General features: G+C 41.8%; 18 protein-coding genes. All 18 read right to left on the bottom strand.

What is annotated here, in order from left to right:
- Positions 1 to 9: 9 nt before the first annotated feature.
- The gene (locus CEF13_RS11050; RefSeq protein WP_102710727.1) at positions 10 to 843 is read right to left on the bottom strand and encodes a copper amine oxidase N-terminal domain-containing protein; all 834 of its coding nucleotides are present in this window, start codon (positions 841 to 843) and stop codon (positions 10 to 12) included.
- A 49-nt stretch (positions 844 to 892) separates the two neighbouring features.
- Entirely contained in the window at positions 893 to 2,824 is a 1,932-nt protein-coding gene (locus CEF13_RS11045) for an Mbeg1-like protein (RefSeq protein ID WP_102710726.1), read from the bottom strand.
- Positions 2,824 to 3,657, bottom strand: coding sequence for a hypothetical protein (locus tag CEF13_RS11040; RefSeq protein ID WP_146022700.1), 834 nt, complete (start codon positions 3,655 to 3,657; stop codon positions 2,824 to 2,826). Before CEF13_RS11040 ends, CEF13_RS11045 begins: the two co-directional genes overlap by 1 nt.
- A gap of 34 nt (positions 3,658 to 3,691) precedes the next feature.
- Complete coding sequence (locus CEF13_RS11035; protein WP_166742829.1) at positions 3,692 to 4,954, bottom strand: lipase family protein; 1,263 nt, start codon at positions 4,952 to 4,954, stop codon at positions 3,692 to 3,694.
- An 83-nt stretch (positions 4,955 to 5,037) separates the two neighbouring features.
- Positions 5,038 to 5,337, bottom strand: coding sequence for a WXG100 family type VII secretion target (locus CEF13_RS11030; RefSeq protein WP_102710723.1), 300 nt, complete (start codon positions 5,335 to 5,337; stop codon positions 5,038 to 5,040).
- Between the two features lie 29 nt (positions 5,338 to 5,366).
- On the bottom strand, positions 5,367 to 5,699 hold the full coding sequence (locus tag CEF13_RS11025; RefSeq protein ID WP_102710722.1) for a WXG100 family type VII secretion target: 333 nt from the start codon (positions 5,697 to 5,699) through the stop codon (positions 5,367 to 5,369).
- Positions 5,700 to 5,755: 56 nt separating this feature from the next.
- Positions 5,756 to 9,607: a type VII secretion protein EssC gene (essC, locus tag CEF13_RS11020; RefSeq protein ID WP_102710721.1), complete on the bottom strand. Its 3,852-nt coding sequence runs from the start codon at positions 9,605 to 9,607 to the stop codon at positions 5,756 to 5,758.
- A 13-nt stretch (positions 9,608 to 9,620) separates the two neighbouring features.
- Positions 9,621 to 10,439, bottom strand: a complete 819-nt coding sequence (locus tag CEF13_RS11015; protein WP_102710720.1) for a DUF5050 domain-containing protein — start codon at positions 10,437 to 10,439, stop codon at positions 9,621 to 9,623.
- A 14-nt stretch (positions 10,440 to 10,453) separates the two neighbouring features.
- Entirely contained in the window at positions 10,454 to 10,684 is a 231-nt protein-coding gene (locus CEF13_RS11010; protein ID WP_166742828.1) for an EsaB/YukD family protein, read from the bottom strand.
- A gap of 17 nt (positions 10,685 to 10,701) precedes the next feature.
- Positions 10,702 to 11,199, bottom strand: coding sequence for a hypothetical protein (locus CEF13_RS11005; protein ID WP_102710718.1), 498 nt, complete (start codon positions 11,197 to 11,199; stop codon positions 10,702 to 10,704).
- A gap of 15 nt (positions 11,200 to 11,214) precedes the next feature.
- Complete coding sequence (locus CEF13_RS11000) at positions 11,215 to 11,694, bottom strand: hypothetical protein (RefSeq protein WP_102710717.1); 480 nt, start codon at positions 11,692 to 11,694, stop codon at positions 11,215 to 11,217.
- Positions 11,695 to 11,708: 14 nt separating this feature from the next.
- On the bottom strand, positions 11,709 to 11,897 hold the full coding sequence (locus CEF13_RS10995; RefSeq protein WP_102710716.1) for a hypothetical protein: 189 nt from the start codon (positions 11,895 to 11,897) through the stop codon (positions 11,709 to 11,711).
- Between the two features lie 27 nt (positions 11,898 to 11,924).
- Entirely contained in the window at positions 11,925 to 12,806 is an 882-nt protein-coding gene (locus CEF13_RS10990) for a hypothetical protein (RefSeq protein WP_102710715.1), read from the bottom strand.
- The gene (locus CEF13_RS10985) at positions 12,803 to 13,786 is read right to left on the bottom strand and encodes a hypothetical protein (RefSeq protein WP_102710714.1); all 984 of its coding nucleotides are present in this window, start codon (positions 13,784 to 13,786) and stop codon (positions 12,803 to 12,805) included. Before CEF13_RS10985 ends, CEF13_RS10990 begins: the two co-directional genes overlap by 4 nt.
- Positions 13,764 to 15,236, bottom strand: coding sequence for a TadA family conjugal transfer-associated ATPase (locus CEF13_RS10980; protein ID WP_102710713.1), 1,473 nt, complete (start codon positions 15,234 to 15,236; stop codon positions 13,764 to 13,766). Before CEF13_RS10980 ends, CEF13_RS10985 begins: the two co-directional genes overlap by 23 nt.
- 15 nt (positions 15,237 to 15,251) lie before the next feature.
- Positions 15,252 to 16,079 carry a CpaE/TadZ family protein gene (locus CEF13_RS10975; RefSeq protein ID WP_102710712.1) on the bottom strand — a complete coding sequence of 276 codons (828 nt, stop codon included), beginning with the start codon at positions 16,077 to 16,079 and terminating at the stop codon, positions 15,252 to 15,254.
- Positions 16,058 to 16,939: a flagellar biosynthesis protein FlgA gene (locus tag CEF13_RS10970; protein WP_102710711.1), complete on the bottom strand. Its 882-nt coding sequence runs from the start codon at positions 16,937 to 16,939 to the stop codon at positions 16,058 to 16,060. Before CEF13_RS10970 ends, CEF13_RS10975 begins: the two co-directional genes overlap by 22 nt.
- Positions 16,940 to 18,292, bottom strand: coding sequence for a nucleotide-binding protein (locus CEF13_RS10965; RefSeq protein WP_166742827.1), 1,353 nt, complete (start codon positions 18,290 to 18,292; stop codon positions 16,940 to 16,942). It abuts the gene before it with no gap.
- Between the last annotated feature and the right edge of the window lie 97 nt (positions 18,293 to 18,389).

Below are 18,389 nucleotides of genomic sequence, written 5' to 3'. Positions count from 1 at the left end.
TTTTGTCACCTATTTCAAAAATATTGTAATTCCGATACCATCATTTTCAGGCGAAATAACTGAAATCTCATATTTTGAATCAGTAAAGAATTTCGTTTTAAGAATATTTTCCACTTTCGTTTTCGTTCTCACATATTTCATAATATCATCCACCACACCGCTTTCTACCTTTTGTCGAAGAATGGCTTCCGCTTCATTCGTTGCTGTAACAGGATCAGCACCCCTCTTCGTGAATCCAATTTCAATATTCATGATAGCTCTGTCTTTTCCTTTATACTCATTTTCCGATACACGTAGTTTGGAGCTCGTAACATAGACAGGATCAATGTTATCTCCCATTTCAACATATTTGATTTTAAAGCCGTGGACCACAGCTTCCTTCTCACCAGTCGAAGGTTCAACGGTAGACTTTGTGCTTATATATACGGTTTTTACAGCATCATCCCAATTCACAGAAACACCTAACCCTTCACTCACGAAGCGAAGAGGGACAAATGTTCTTGTATCATTAAATAAAGCCTCCGTATCCATTTGCTTCGTTTGTCCATCTAATTCATAGGTTTTTTTCCCGATATAAATAACCAACTTCTTTCCGTTATGTGTAATAGTTGCGCTTTTGTTCTTGCCATCCCATACCACTTTAGCTCCTAAGGCTTCGCTTACGAATCGAATAGGTATTTGAGTTCTTTGATTAGCATCAACAAATGGCTGTGCATCAGGAAACGTGATTTTATCTCCATCCACCACTACCCTTAATGGCAATACGGCAGCGAATACAGAGAAGGTTGAGGCAAAAAAGGCAGTTATGATCAAGGCTGAAAATAACGTGATTATACGTTTCATTGGTTGATCTCCTTTCGATTTATAAGCTGGTTAATATTGTGCACACGATTTACCGGATAGTTGGCGCAGCCATTCGAGCAGCGATGGCAATCTTATGTTCTATTTCTCGATATTTAGCGATGGAATAATTTATCCCAGTGATTCTGCGGTTAAGCGTCTCCTCCATGCGCCTCTTCTCTGTTCGAACTTCCTCAGTCGCGCTTTGGACATCTCTTATGCCCGATTGTACGTATGACTCTCCATAACTTCTTCCTACTGTTGAAGAAACATTGCTGGCCTGAGATAAGGCGCGATTTATGATCTCAGCAATATTCTCTCCTCTGCGCTGAATGGTCCTTAACAAACCTTCTAATCTGTCTAGATTGGCAAGGATTTTGGCGCTTCTGGCTACACCAGCTGCTGCTACAGCAATTTTGGCTACTGTTTTTATGATTTTAGCTTTAATACTACTAATGACCTTATCTTTGAATGATTGTACATTGGCGATGAACTCGTCTTTTTTCTTCCGTATGGTTGATTTAACGCTTTCAAATATTTCAACCATCTTTTTGACCGCTTTATCTTTTAGACCAACCAATTTATCCCATTTGGCCTTCACATATACAATCGTATCAGCAACAAACTTATTGAAGCCATCCTTAAGATCAGTGAAAAATTTCGACACCGCGCCCTTTACCTGCTGCTGAAATTCTGCGATTTTACTGCCTATTAGATTTGCTGCTTTAATCGCATCATCTACTAGTCCTTTAATATAGGCTACCGATTCATGGTAGAAAGCTTTAAGACCCTCCGCAATATTTGCAACGCCTTCTTTTATCATCGGAATAAGCGTGTCTATGACATATCCAATGACATACAAGGCTAATACGGCTTTCAAGGCGCCTACCAATGCCGCAACCGGACCAACCGTAATGACCAGCGCAACAGCAGCTGCAGCGAATAAAATATGCTTTAATTCAATTCGTCCATCCCAAATTTTGAATATCTCCGTAATAAGCTGCTCCTTGATGAAATTAGGAACAACCTCTAATCCAACGGTTATATTGTGTACTAAATTTGCTACCAGTGCCCTGGATTGAGATTTCGATTGTATAAAGCTGCTTCCATCCTCCTTCATTTTCAGAGAAAACATCGAGTGATGATCCAACGATGCCTCACCTTCGGATAACGTATCAATATAAATGCCTTTTGTAGGATTCTTAAACAAAGCGGGTACAATATCATACTTATTCCGAAACTCGCTTATTTGGCCGTTCTTAATCATTTCATCAATATAATGTTTGTATTTATTCAGAACATCACCATTGAAGCCCGGAGCGTTAAAGGTGGAGGCGGATACTAGCTTTGCCCGCAGCTCATCTGGCAGAATAAACGATGAGTATAATGCGAGATTGCCCCCTAAGGAATGCCCCGTTAAATACAAATCAAAAATAGGATTTTTCGAATATTTTTGATTAAAATTATTCATATAATTTCTTGCATCCGCCTGCTGGCGTGACTCAAGCTCATAAGCGGTCGTGCCGTTATTTTTCCAGTCATTTCGATAGAGCGGATCCTCCAGTGGCTCGCTTCCCCTGAAAGCAGCAACCTTAGCACCCCCGGTTGTCTCCACTGTGAATGCAACGAATCCGGACTCTTCCTTACCATTTTTGGAATCCACATTTGTTATTTTCCAGTTTCTATATTCCGGTTTATCTAAATCTGCAAGCAGCTCATTCCAGTACTCATATTCATTTCTACCATTCAGCGTGCCGGGGAATCTTTCTTTAATCTTTTCTACACCTATATTGGTGTACTCGAACCTTCCGCCTTTTTTTGCAGTATAATAGTCAATTAAATCACCGACCGTAATTTCATTTTTATTCCGAGAATAAAAACGAGAGAGAGCTGTTTCTAATCCAGTAGAGTCAGTACCTTTTACATCTAAATATACAAGCTGTGAGATTTGCTTAAGCTCTATTTCACTAAGGGATTCGGACATTATGCTCCTCCTCTTTTCTCCACCCAGTTCGTACGGGTTTCTTCCCACCTGTCGAAATCTTCATTTATCTTTTCATCCGACTCTATAATTTGACCGTTTTCATCCAACTTATAGCCGTTCATTGTTATAAAATTCAATTTCCCTTCTTCTTCTTCTTCATTAGTATAGAAATTCATTACCGTTCTTACTGATTGTTGAGCTTCATTAAATCGAGCGTACGCATCTGGTGTAAGGTAAGCTATAATTACATCGCTTTTAACATATTTATTATCTGCGAGCAGTTTAGCAAATTCTTTATACTTTTCTATTTCGGACTCTTGATCCATCTTGCCTTCGCTGTCTACATAGCTGTCGCCTTGCACATAAATCGTAACCAACTGCCAATTCATAGGGTATAGCTCCAAAAACCGTTCATAGGACATATGAATATCCGAATGGTCTGGGTACATCATCCCTGTATCATTGCCGTTTGTCACTTTTACGTCGCCCCAAATTGTTTTAGCTAATTGTTCAATCGGTTTCTCAGCTGCTTTAGCCACCGCTTCATTTAAATAATCGTCATAGACGTTTTTTAAATCCTTCGTAATCTCAACTGCCACACGAATCGACTCGTCCTGCTTAGGGTAAACGATAGCCTTCAACGTATTGCTGTTCATGGTCCCCCAGCCGCCGCCAATTGAATCCAGTACAAACTCTTCTCCGTATTTCTCCTGAAGAGCCTCCAAAATTCTTTTCTCCGCTTTCTGATCCTTAGATTCCTGTGAACCACAGCCAATAAAACTAAACATCGATAACAGCATCATCACGCTAAACACCACCTTTTTCGAATTCAAATTCATTCCTCCCACACCGTTATGCCCCCTTCTATTACAAATCAAATTTTAGCTCTGGAAGCTGCAGCATGCTGTTCATCTTTGATTCGATCATTTTATCGAGCTGTGCGCTCATTTGTTCAGATAACTTATTCATGGTCTCCTCCAAAGCATCTGTAAAGTGATCCAAACCTGCATCCAGCATATTCGATAAGAGCTGACTGTTCGGATCGCTTACTACAAGGATGGATAATACCGCCTCTGTGCATCGATAAATGCTTTCCATCGTTTCTGCTGCATCTAACACCCTATTCTCAGAAATCGCAGCGATCCCATCAGCTAATTCATCGAATGCCAACTGATCTAATTTCTCGTTTATCTCATATCGCCAAACCTTGTATTTGTCCTGGACCAACCGATCAAACCGATATGAGATTTCAGCTAAGGAAGCTCTTATCTTCCCTGCATCCAATTGCTCTATTAGCATCAACAAAAAATAGCCTAAATGATCTTCAGCTTTTTGTTCCAAGCCCCCATTAGCGGCAAAAACATCCATTACTTCCGTGAAAGCCGGCGACTCATCCTCTGTGAGCGAATTCAGCTTTGAAAGTAAGATATAGATTTCACCTGGATCCCCTACGATAACCTTCTCATTTCGGTCAAACATATACCGGCCTTGAACATCATCATCAGAAGAGATAATAGCTGCTGCTTCATCACTTGGTTTCGCAAACAGATGCTCTTCCGCTTGAACACCTGCAGCCGAAATCAGGCTATTATAAGCGATATAGTTCTTAACCTTCAGGCTATCCCTTTGTTCGCTAGTCAATAGCGTGGCTATGCCAGGTGCATCAAATACAACGCCTCCAACGCCCCCCACTGTAGCTGCAGCATATAAAGCAACCGCGCCGCCTAAAGAATGCCCGACTACTGAACAAGCATAATCACCTTTATTTTTCCGTAGAAACTGAAATGCTTCTTGAAATACGCTGCTTTCGCCATTCAGGAAGGTTTGTAAATCCTCCATCCAACTCGAACTCTTGTATGTAAAGATAATGACTCTATCATCATGCTCATTTTTAAAGGAATAGGCTCCCGCGCCGTTAGATTTCATCTTATCCATAAGTTCGAGGCTCCCAATCGCCTCGTCCGCAATGACTTCATTGTACTGGTTTTGCAAATGCCTATAGTTCTCCAGTTCAGCTGACTCTGAAATATGGCTGACTATTTCCTTGATCCTGCGTTGTTTGTACTCGTCAGCAATATTAAATTCTACTATTGTGGCCAGCATCAAGTACTGTTTGTCAGTCAGCTCCACCTTAAGATCCCTCCACATTATTTCATATGAATACAATAGGTAAGCAAGGCAGGTCTGATTAAGCACCCTGCCTTGCTTTCTCATTATCTGCTGCGAAGCTTGCTTGCCATTTCTTGCTCGGCTTGCTGCTTGATGTTTGCGATTTGTGTAAGGTTTTTGCTTATGTTCTCTACGCAAGTAACCAATTCTTTAAAGCTAGGCATTAGTCCGTCAAATTGTTGAACAAATGCGGTTTGCGATTCACCCTGCCACCAACCGCTAACCGCATGAATTTCCTTCTGTAGTTGATTAATAAGTGTCTGAGCATTGCTTGCTTTGCTGCTAATTGACTTAGCTACACCTAGAGCTTGATCAGGATTAAATGTTAAATTATTTCCTGCCATATTTCTCACCTCCTTTCAAATGATTTCCTTCATTTTTTTTGTTTTTGTTTAAGCGCCTCTTCTGCGGCAAGCTTCGCTGCCGCTGCTCTTATCTTCTCAGCTCGTTCGTCATCGGCCCGCCTTACATCGCTCGCCAGTCTATCGACACTGTTCTCCAATCTAGCCAAACTGCTTAGCAATCGGTTGAATTCACTATTAAGTGATGAATATTCATCACGGAAAGTTGTTGATGCATTACCAGACCAGTAGGCCGCCGACTGCGCGAAATCACTTTGTAGAGCATTCGTTTCTCTCTTCGCATCATTGGTTAGATCGTTTATCTGAGCTGCGCTTCTTCTAATTTCAAACGGACTAATCGACATGGTTTCACCTCCACTTTAATCGCTAATAAATTCCTTCTACTCCACTAGTACCCATTTCAAAGCGAGGCACATCTCAATCCTGTAAATTTATTTTTGATAATAAAATAACCGTCGCCTTGTTCCGTATTTTTTTCTTGTTTGCCGAAAGGGAAGCTTACCGAATACAAATTTTGTTCCTTTATTCTTCCGAGAAGAATACCTGTCTGCTCTTCCCGAATTGCCTTCCCTAATGTATCCCAGTTGGAGGCTAAATCACTTGTATTATCAGCGGCAATAACAGCAACCTTCATTCCTCGTTCTTGTTTAATGATCCTCTCCAGCAGCTCGTGAAGACTGTACATATCGTTATTTGTTAATTCACTAAAGCGATCAATTACAAATACGATTTGATGCCATTCCTTCATTATCGCGGCAGAATCGCCGCCAGACATCCTGCACGCAAGCAGCTGGCTGCGCCGTTCATTCAGTTTTTCTTTCACACTGTCTGTGAAATCATTCATATCCTCCACACTGGACAAATCTGTAGTATATGGCTGATTCATAAGCTCATATATGCCCATACCAGAAGAATCCAAAGCATAGACCTCTAGCCCTTTCTGCTTTTCGCTTAGCAGCTTAATCCAAGAAACGAGCAGGGTGCTTTTACCGCTCATCGCCTCTCCCGCTATCATTAACACAGGGGTCGCGTGAAGATCGACAAATACGGGTTGAAGGTCATTATTTCCAAGGCCAATGGCAAGCCTTTCCGTTTCCCTGTTAATCTCCCGCATATCAAGATGTGCGGGCATTACAGGAATAGGTGTAGCTTGAATAACCTCTAGTCCGCCAAACATCTCTAACAGCTGCTCCGTGCTTTGTCCCTCATACTCTGGGAGGGAGGTTTGAAACTCAAGCGGCGGTTTTCCTCTAACTAAGCCTCTGCCGGCAGCCTTAGCAGGCTCTAAACCTTCTGTTCTTCCAACAATTCCGTCATACTCGCTTTTTTCTGTCATTTGAAAACTAATTGCCATCTTGAAATTGACTGAGAATTTGTATCTAACTAATGAGGCATTCGTTGCTGTCGCTACGATATAAATGCCGTATTTAAAGCCTTCTCTCGCAAGCAGCACCATTTGCTCATCAATCGCTTCATATGTTTCCGATAATGCAAAATAATTGTCGATTACGACAACAATGGCTGCCATCCCTTTTCCGCTCTTACGATAATCATTAAAGCCTTCACTGCCTGACTTCTCAAACTCTTCCTTTCTTTCCTCCATTATTCTAAATAGGAATAACATAAATTGATCGATCTTATCCTCTTGCTCCAGAGTCATTATTCCACCAACATGGGGCAGTCTCTCAAATGGTTTTAACGTGTTTCCACCGAAATCCATAATATAAATATGGACATCCTCTGGAGAGTACAATAGCGCCATAGACATGCACAACGTTTTTAAGAAGATAGTTTTGCCTGTTCCCGGTGTACCATAAACAAACAGATTGCCTTCTGCGGCAAAGTCCATTTCCAGCGGCTCTTGCCTTTGACCTCGCGGATCATCCATGAAGCCAATCGGTACTCTCAATAGCTTCTCCTGCTTGGCCCAAGCCCCCTTGCTGTAACCGTTTCGGATCAGCTTGTCAAAGAATACAATATTCGGAAGCGGGGGGAGCCAAGGTCCCTTTATCGGTTCAATGCCAAATTGTGCAGCCGTTCTCGTAATGTGCTCAACCATTGCATGCAATTGCGATGGCAGCTCATTTCTCGCTATTTTCTCTTCCTCCAGCGGATAAATCTGCTCGCTTCTCCCATTCAGTGAAACTTTAAACAGCCTTTTCACTTTGTTTTCGTTCTTTTTCAATTGCCCATTGGGATCATAATCAGCACCTGAATAAGCGGATTGGAACAGCTCGAATATTTCATCGTTTCCAACTTGTATGTATGCTCGTCCCGGTTCCTTAATCATAGCTGCATCTGGTCTTTTGATCACATCTCTGCTGTCAGCTTCATCCTGAACTTTCAAACAGATTTTGAACTTAGAGTTACTCCATATTTGATCATCTACAACTCCTGCAGGCTTCTGAGTAGCAAGAATCAAATGTACGCCTAGGCTTCTTCCAACCCTAGCAGTACTCACAAGCTCCTTCATAAAATCTGGCTGATCCTGTTTTAGCTCTGCAAACTCATCTGCAATCATAATGAGATGCGGTATAGCTGGCATCGACTGGTTGCCATTCTTGCTATAAAATAGCTTCTGATATTTATCTATGCTATTGACGCCGTACTCTGAGAAAATACGTTGTCTGCTCATCAGCTCGCTTTTTATGGAAAGAAGAGCTCTCGTTGTTTGATTGCCGTCTAAGTTCGTTATCGTCCCAACAAGATGCGGCATTCCTTTGAATACATCTGCCATGCCTCCGCCTTTATAGTCGATTAGGACAAACACGATGTCATGCGGGTGATAATGAATAGCTTGAGAAATAATGATGCTTTGAAGCAGTTCACTTTTTCCTGATCCAGTCGTTCCAGCTACTAAGCCGTGAGGACCGTATCCGGTTTCATGCATATCCAGATGAAGCGACTCTCCGCCAGCTCTTACACCGATTGGCACACTCATTCCCATAAAGGTTTTGTTTTTGACCCAATTAAAGAGCAAATCAACATCTGCTGCCGTCTCTGCATGAAGCATATCCATTAACGTGATCGAGGCAGGGAGCGCGAAATTCACACTAGCATTTCTAATGCGCAGCGGTGCGAGCATTCTTGCCGCTTGATCCAAGTCCTTCAAGTCTGCCTGGTCGGGCGTGAAGGCTATCTTCTCCCCCGATATACGGTCGGCCATTTCTCCGCTTTTTCCCTGCAGATTTATAACCGTTTTGCAGTTCATCGGGAGATAGGCCGGATTTGGCGCTATAAACAGAGTGGACACGCCAAGCTTTGCGCTGCCATTATACAAATATTTACTTATTTGCTCGTTTTCGAGCAAGGATACATCTTCAACAATAAAGAGGTAATGAGGCAGCGCACTCCCGCCAACACTCTTCATTTCTCTTTCCTTTATTGCCGAATATAGCTCTGATAACATTTGATGTGCCATGGCTTTGCCACATAATAAAAACCTGACATGGAATCCATCATCCCATATATGAGGCAAATATTTCAGCCAGCTCCATCTCTCCAGCCCAGCTTCGGACGCCAGCAATATGACTCTTACATCGTCATAGCCATGGTGGGTAACAATCTGCAGCAGCATAAGCCTGATGAGCTCGGATGTTTTTACCGCCTCTCCGGCAATGCCGCATATGTCAGAAGCCATCAAATCAATCGTGATTGGGACTTGAGGAATCTTCTCAAATTCTAAAGCAAGCTTCTGCGGTTCCATCAGCAGCGGATCTGTTTCAAGTACAATAGCTTGCTTGGTGTACTTGATTTTCAATTCAAGCGGAGCACTCCCAACCCCTATCCGCAACGAAAGAAAATCATTATAGGAAGGCGTTTTTTCCCAAAGCTTGTTATCTGTACGCATAATTCGTTGAACACATTCTGCCGGCTCGGGGTTCATCTCGTTCATGGCCTTTACTTGCTGCTCTCTTGCTAGAGTAAGCTCACTTCGTGTATCCGCAATGAATTGGAGATACTTCTCTTCTCGTTCCTTCTTCTTCCGCTTATATTTCCTAATCTGAGTTGTAGCTCCTGTAAGGGAAGCGATGAGGGTCATAATAGTCGTTGCAATGGAAATCAGCATGAACATAGACTGAGAAGTCATTGCGATCAATATCGTAATGACTAGCATGACCGCAGGAGGCAGCAACAGCCCAAACCAAGAAATATCCGGCTTCTCATTGATCATCGGCGGGTTTGGCACTTCAACCTCTCCCCGAGGCATATCAGGAAGAAACCTCGGTTGGCGACTGAATTCATTGTTCATCTATATATCCACCTCATACAAGTATTCTGCTTGCTTCTCCGCCCGATAAGGAGAGCCTATGCCAATCGCGTTTGTTGCAAAAATAAAGTTCGTCATCAGCAACATGCAAATAATCGGCACTCTCTCCGCAAATTCTTATACTGCTGCCTGTCTCTGGATCCATTCTGTAAATGCTATTGCCGTTCAAGCGATTTGCGCAGTATAAATAGCTGCCATCTGTGTTCATGCTGACTGCTTCTATGCGATCATAGACAGCGCTTAGGCCTGTTTTCAAATCAAACAGCGTCAGTTGATTTGAATTGCTTTTGTCAGCGAAAGCAAGCTTGTCGCCTATACGCAATATACTTGTCGCTACCGCATCACATATGGTTTCCTTCTCAGCACCTGTTTCATTGCACATTCTAATTCCTTGAGGAGATGCATAGTAGATGAGTCCATCCTCAATCAAGAAGCAGTCTACATGCTCGTCAATCCATTTCATTTCATGCTTTCCATCCGTCCTGCAGCGATACAATCGTTGATCATCCTCATTTATGTAGTAAATCCATTCATCGCTATATAGCAGCATATAACAAGGCTTATCTAATATCAGCTCTTCGTTCCGACTATCAATCTCCATCCTGCAAAGGGCATGGCCTCGCTTTTGATCACTGTAGTACAGATCATTTCCAACCTTGTTCATAAACCAAAATACGCCTTTTGTTAACGCAGCATGATGATTTGCGAGGTTAGTCTGAATCTCATTCGTACCGCTAAAGCTTTTGACGTCGCTAAGATAGAGCTTTTTGTCTGTTAATAATATCAACCCGCCATTTTGGATATTCGCATTCATTTAATCGCTCCTTCTCAAATGAGGGTGAGCAGCGCACCATGTGCAACGCCTTCTTCTTCCAACGTTTTGCTATTATTTAATATGCGTCCTAACGGCTCGGCTTGCAGTTTAACCTCTCGCCTTCTCGTAAGATTGAGCGCTTCTGAGAGCATCACTAGCAGCTCTTCAATATTCACGAACACCGGTACTCGCAAATCAATATTCTCCTTACTTTCTGTCTGGAAGGTTACCATAATATAGTCCATTTGGTCGTTTCCTTTCATCAATGCTTCACGGAAAGTATGAGCTTTCTTTCGCCAATGATCTGGTAATCCACATCTTTGCTTGCCTTCTCGGCAAGCTTCAAATATTTGGTTTTAAATTTGTATAAGGATTCGGCCTTGACTGCTACTTCAGAAACAAGCTGATTGGATTCAAAGTCCTTTCTCTCGCTGAACGCCAATGTCACTGTAAATGTATTATATTTGCCATCATTGGAAGTAAAGGTCATAGCATTGTCCACGCCTGATTGTCTCGTTACGTTCAATGTATCTTCAAACGCATCAGCAAAATAGTGTTTGAACTTGTCTTCGTCTATTTTCGCATCCAGCCCGCGCAGCATCTCATACTCGAGGCTTCTATCCTTGGCAGCACGGCATGCGTTAAAGAGCGCAGTACTGACAATGATCTTTTCCCTAAATACATTTGCCATTTCCGTCATGGGCTCAATCAGTATCGAAATGAGAATGACAACAAGCAGTCCAATCGCAATATTTTTCACAGTCTTTCCTTTCTTTCAATCCAAATAATAGTCTAGATCCTTATAATGCTTTAATCCGGTTGTGGACATCGAGAAGGATACAGGAACCTCCCGCTCCAGCTTCTTTCCCCATATCGTGATCGTTAACGGGTAAACCGCACTTATTTCTACTTGCAGCGGCTTGCCTCTTTGCCTGTAAGGTTTATCCGAATCCATCCAATTCGTATAAGCAGTATCATCATCTCTTCCGATTGCGTCCCTTGAATCCTCGTTGGTTACCTTTATTTCAATATCATGCGGCTTATCACGAAAAATAGGCCGTTCCTGCATCCTATCGAGTGCATCGTCATAATACGATTCCTTTAAGTAATTATCACTTGCCACAATCTGTGTGACATTATAGGTTTCTGTCACCAGCGTCAAATACCACGGAAAGAAAAAAGCCAAATTGATGAGCATCAAAATGCAAACGGATGAGAGTATTGTAATCAACACTGCTTTTGCTATAGCTTGCATTCCGTTACCCCCGGTTAATTAATCAGGTTGTTAATCATTCCTATCAATAGATCCCATACCTGTTTAATCCATGTTTCAAGAAAAGAACCCTTTAGAGTCGTTACAATAAATCCAATGATGACAATAACAGCTACCGTAACTGCAAGCTGTTTGATTCCAATTTCACCTGATTCATTGGAAATGAATGCTTTTATCTTTTTCATATGATATCCTCCTATTATTTCGTGGAATTACTGAAACATCTTCATTGAACTCAAAATAGTAAATAAGTAGTAGATCGCAATATAAATAATGAGAACAACGATAAGCACCAGCTGGATTCGAGCATTGCTTCGTTCTCTGACTTCCAGTTCATCTTCCAACGCTCTAATTCTGAAGCCGTCCAGCTCGTTTTTGAGATAGGCCATTTGTGATACATTGTCATAGCCCTTAAGCCTTGTTTCCATAATGTCGCAAAATTTAATTACGAAATGCAAAGGTACGCGCTTCTTCAGCTGCTTTAACGCGTATTCCTCTCCGTAATCAATATTATCCAGCATTACTCCAAGCTCCTCGGCTATATCGGTATTAGCGTTTGGAATATAATCCTTGATAACATCTGCAAAGTGGATATTGACCGATTTGGCATACTGGTAATAGACCATGCTATAAAATGCAGGAAAATCTAATGATATATTTTTGTTTTTCTTATCAATCAGCTTTTCTAATTCCACTACGGGATACAGCCAGCCGAGCAAGATGAAAATGGCAGATGTACATCCGAGCAGGATGTTTGCTTTCATTAGAAAGGCCGTTATCAACAATGCAGCAGTTGTATAAATGAGCTGATCGGTTCGGATTTCCTCGGGCATAATGGTGAGATCCAGCCGATCGATCATTTTTTTGAATCGAAGCCTTTCTGAGCTGCCCAGCACATATTTGACATAATTTCTTGCCAAATGCTTTTTCTGATTAGAAAATTTCTGTTTTACCAATGCGTTTTTTCTTTGTTTTATGTACATGCGAGCCCGTTTTTTTTGATTTCTGCTTACTGGCTTAAAGAGAGGGAAAAGGAGAACCTTCACTAAATAAAAGATGGAAAGCATGGCGAATAATTTCGCAAGGAGGATCATGATGTCCCACCTCCCGTACCTAAGTTGCCTTGAAGCACCTGGCACCTAGCAAAGCTTAGGCATATGACACTGATCAACACGGTATTGATCAACTTCCCCATATTGTTATACAACATAAACTCTCTGAAATCCTGAACCGATAAAGCGTAAAGAAAAAACAGAACAATAATGCCCGTCTTGAGCATAAAATCGCGGTTCATTTTCCGGAAAATACGATCTTTTTTATTATTAATTTCGCGAAGCACCGCATTCTCGTCCACGATGTCCAGAAAAATATCAGCCATGCCCTTTCTTTCGTTATATTCAAAAATAATCGCTTTTTTCGTAAAATTATCGAATTTGGGCCCGAGCTGCCTGTTGAGCAGCGTGATCGCTTGTTTGAAGGAATAGCCGTTATTGTCACAGTTGTCGATGAACTGCCGGAAATAAGGACGAATATTCACATGAATGTATTCATCGCTTTCCATTACTTTTTTGATGGCAACTAATACGCCTTCGCGGGCTAGAGGACAAATAATATCTTCAGCATCCATAATGTTATCCAGCCTTTCGGCCTTAATCGTTCTGGATTGCATGACAAAGAAGGTAAGAAGCCCGATAAAAATTGAAATCGTAACCACTACCGAGAGCGTTACATTCTGCATGAAAAAGACGATAAGCATCACCGTAATCGCGAAGCAGATGCATAACAAAGAGGTAAAGCTTTCAAGTGTAAAAGGCATATTGAAGTCTAGGATTAGCCCCTCTACCAACCGATTATACTTGGCATAAATATTTTCCTTCTGTCTCACTATTCGCTCTTTCTTTATTCGATCAACATAACGTTTCGTATTATAACGACCCAAATACTCTGCCAGCGTGTCGGCCATATCTAGAATGACTCTTAATGTGCCCTGAAAAAATTTCACATCGAACATGACATTGAAGAGAATGAAAGCAGCGGCGCCGAGCAGAAGGCTAATGATTAAAGCGGTAGTCATCGAATTCGTACACCTCTATTTCATCCTCTGTAGGATCTTTCGTGAAAAATTCAAAGCGGCTTCTTCTTATGCCTGCCTTTAGCATCATCTGCTGCACCTTCTCCGAAAGCTTCCCTACCCTCTTATGTGCTCCAACGATTTTTATTGTTTTTTTCGATCCATCGTTCTCTTCCAGCACATCCTCGCAGTCAAATCTGTAGATTTGATTAATAAGGGGATTTAAGCCGTCAGTCCCCAAAATTTCACTAATCGAGGTTACTTTCCTTGTTCCATCAGCCAGCTTTTCTTGGAAAATAACAAATTTAACTGCACTGCATATATTTCTAAGAGCTAACTCTGCAGGTTCATTCGATACCATGAGATATGCAGTCAAAAATCGGTATATCGCCTCTTTATCGCCCTCCGCATGCAAGGTAGTGAAGAAATAGTGACCTGTCTGCGCTGCTCGGAGTGCGGTCGCGAATTCACCTGGTGTTCGCAGCTCTCCTGGCCCTATCCAATGCGGAGATTGTCTCATCGCATTAATAAGAAGATTTTCCATTGTAGCAGGGCTAGAATCATCATCATCCGGCACCGATTCATACTGTAGAACGTCATTCATTATTCTACCGTGCTCACTGTCTTCCTCTCTTTGGATGAGTCTCATTTCTGATGGGTTCTCGATCGTAATAATTCTAGACAGCGGACTAATCTCTTTTACTAAAATCTCATTTAACGTCGTCTTTCCGCTTCCAGTCGGCCCTACTGTAATCCAAGATAGATCGGATTTAGGGATTAGGGAAAGCAGCTCATACATATTGGATGAGAAGGACTCATTCTCAATTAGCATTTTTGGGGAAATGCTCTTCTTGCTAAATTTCCGAATAACAAATGCAGGCATATCATAAGGAGAGATTTCCGCATGGGTGGCATTTACCCGAAAGCCCTCAATCGTTCTGGCATTCACCATAGGGATCTTAGGAGTGAGCCGTACCTTGGATACACCTAGAAGCTTGGAAATAATTCTTTCCATATGCTCTCGATCCGTAAAATGCTGGTCCCACTTGATCGATCTTCCGCCGCTTTCCACAAAAATCTGATCTGGACCATTTGCCCTTATTTCATCGATTGCAGGATCTTCCATAGCTTTAGTGATAGGCCCATAATGGGTAATCTCATCAGTAAGCGCGCTCTTAAGCAGAACGAGATCATAATGCCCTTCGACTGATGGCTTCTGCGAATCGACAAACTCATTTATATAGGACTTTGTCATTTCTCGCTTTCTAGCAGGATCGTTTTCTCGTCGATATGCATGTGTCGTAATTTTAGTTATGTATTTCTGGCATAATTCCAGTGCTTCTTCAAAAGTGATTGTCGTATATTTCGTATTCAGGTCCTCCATGCTTTCTTTCTTCTGGACCTGATGCATAACTTTCTGCTGCATGTCGCTAACTTTTCCACGTGTCAGCAATTTATGATCTCCCCTTTACTGGTCGGCCAGATGATCGGCCAGCTTTTGAATCTCTTTCCGAAAATGCTTATTTACAAGGGGATCGTCCTTTATGTAAAGCTTTCCTTCATGCGCGCGGGCCACTGCATCCTTCACGAGTGGCAATGCGGTTACGATATTAAAACCAGTTTCTTTCATCACCTTGTAATCAAACTCCAAGTTTTGCAAATTCATAAGTATGACACTCGTAAATTTCGCTGTGCTGATTCCTACCGACTTGGCATAGTCAAGCAATTTAACCATATTGCTAGCTGCCTCCATACGTTCTGTCGCCGTAAAAAATCCGATATGGGAATATTTCATAGCGCCAAGACAAAACTCAAGTGGCGGATTGTTCGGAATGTCAATGAGCACAATATCAAACATTTGCTTAAGCGTCGTAATGACACGTTCCACATTCTCAAACTCGAAATCGAAATATTCCTCGATCAAATCCTGCGGGCTGGGAGAAAGCAGGTAGAGCCGTTCATACTTTGTCAGTTGCAGTTCATCTCTGAAATCCACCTTATCGCTCTTGAGAACCTTGATTAGGCCATTTCCTTTCTTGTGGGGCAGCACATCTAAATACGAATACAAATTGGGATAGAAAACCTTTAAATCCACTACACATGTATTTAGACCCTTCTGAGATAGAAGATAGCCTAAATTACTAATGAGCATGGCATTATCAACAAAATCACAGGCCGGTATAAATCCCACTACACTATAAACAAGGTTGCTATCCTGCAGCTCTGCACCAACCAGATCTTTCGAGGATATTTTTTGCAATATGCTGTCTAAGCCTAGTCTCCTTTTTTTATCCACGATTCCACCTCTTTTTCCAATGTTGGCAGTTGATCTATAATGACATCGCTGTTTTTCCTGCTCAAAATGGTAATCAGAAATGACTTGCCGTCCAGTCCCTTATACTTCGCATAATTGTTAACCTGCTGACTGGTGCCTTCTAGGAGTAGAGCCCTCGGTTGAATATTTTGCAGAAATTCTCTGCTCTTCATGACCTCTTGCTTCTTATCCTCGTTCAGCTTCTGAACTTCTTTGTACACCTCATATATGGAATGGCTGTTCGAATTAAGCATATCCTTGACGATGATGCTATCAAACAGAACTTCTGTCTTCGTGATCGATGAAGCTGATTGTGAATAAATCGCATTTGGATTACCTCCCGCAGCTCCCGTATCCTCGACATCGAAGGATACCCGAATTCTCACACGGTCTCCAGGCATGAGGATGTCACCGCCCACCTCCAAGAAGTTATATGGAAGAGTCAGCACTTCGTTCTCTTCGTCCACAGAGTATAACCATTCATTTTTTTGCGGTCTTTCATTCACTAATTGATCCTTGTACAGAACGCTGTTTTGTCTGAGATAATATTTGGTCAATTTCTCTAATACTGAAGCCTTATCCTCCGCCAGCACCATATCTTCTGTATATTCCTTTTTAATAATTTTGTATTTCTCAATATTGTTCTCCGTCAATCCAACGAATGCGGGAATGCCGTCCTTCGGCTTTACTCGCAGCACCTCGACCACATCATTCGCATCCTTGCTTGCATTCGTGATGATTATATAAGAGCCGGCTATTACCAAAATACTAAATAATAGTGCTGCAATCCGTTTGAACATATGTCTGTTCGGGGATGCATTCTTCAAGGTGCTTAAATCCATTTAGCCTGCTCCCTCCATCAGTCTTAAGAGAATGTTTCCATAAGCGCGCTCATATTCTGTGCTCGTATGTACTAGCGGTAAATCCGATTCGATTTGCGAGTCAAAATCATGGCTGTAAGGCACATAACCTGCCACCTTCATTTCATAAGATAGGCTGTCAAGCAGTCCGGAAGACATAACCGTGCTCACTCGTTCAGGTGTAAAAATATCGTTTTGAAATCTTGAACGGTCATTGTACTTCGTAACGATAACTCTTGATTTCGCATTTAGGTACGAAATACTTTCATCATCAAGAACAGCCTCCATATTTCTCAAGCTGCTTAACACAGAATACAAATTATTTGGTACACAAAGGCCGAATACGTCTACATGAATCAGCGTCTCTTTGAAAGCTTTTAATAGATCAAAGGGCATATCTAGTACAACTAAATTGAATTTATTTCTTAGCATCGATATTAGACCAACCAGCTTCCCGCTGTTATAGAACTGATCAACGAGCTTGCCGTCAGCAAACTCGTATCCGAGTGCAGTAATCCACATATTCTCCTTCAAATAGAAGGCTGTAGTCATATAATCCTGCGGCCTGGCAAGTGTGCGGATAAGAGAGGCATTCATCGCCTCATCCCGCTTCGTACGTTCATGAAAGCTATTCAGATACATGTTCGTGCTTCTATAATCAATATCCATATCTACGATCATGACACTTAATCCGCGCTTGCTCGCTTCAGTCGCTACATTAATGACCGTGCTAGTCAAACCGCTTCCTCTATGACCAGTAACAGCTACAACACGGCTAATGCCACGGCTTATTTTTTCCAATTCCTTCGACAGACTGTCGGTTGCCGTTAATTCTGGCTGAAGCTTCGGCTTCGGCTTAAATCGATCTAAGAAAGATCCTTTCGTCTCGCCGCTGCTCTTCGTGTTTTTTTCCTTTTCTTTTTTCTGATTACCAGAACCATTTTCTTTCATTTGATCGATTGTCTGTTTGAATAATAGAGCAGGTATTCTTACGTAATCATATGTATTCATTTTGAAATTTCGATAAGTATGAATGAGATCGGCAAGCTCAGCTTCTTTCGATATGTCCTTCGTTACATAGATGACCTGTATTTGTGATCCATGATTGCTTCTCAGCCATTCCAGCAATGCGAGCAGGTCTTTCCTATCCTGCTCCGGCTGCTGGTTAAAGGCTTCATCTGTGATCAATATGCCTTCCAGCTTGGGATCTATGCTCTGGAGAAAATGCTGCGCATCTGCTAAACTAAGTCCGTTTTTATTGACTATGTCTAACTTTCCTAAACGATAATTGGTTATAATATCATGCATACCGTCAGACACTAGGACGATTTTCATTTGAATTGACACACTCTGACACACTCGCTTCATTTGAATAGTTTTATTGTTCTAAAATCTCATTAATTACGGTTTTCACTTTATCATCCACCTTTAT

Source organism: Paenibacillus castaneae (assembly GCF_002884445.1).
Lineage (GTDB): Bacteria > Bacillota > Bacilli > Paenibacillales > Paenibacillaceae > Pristimantibacillus > Pristimantibacillus castaneae.
This window is presented reverse-complemented; position numbering and strand designations above follow the sequence as displayed.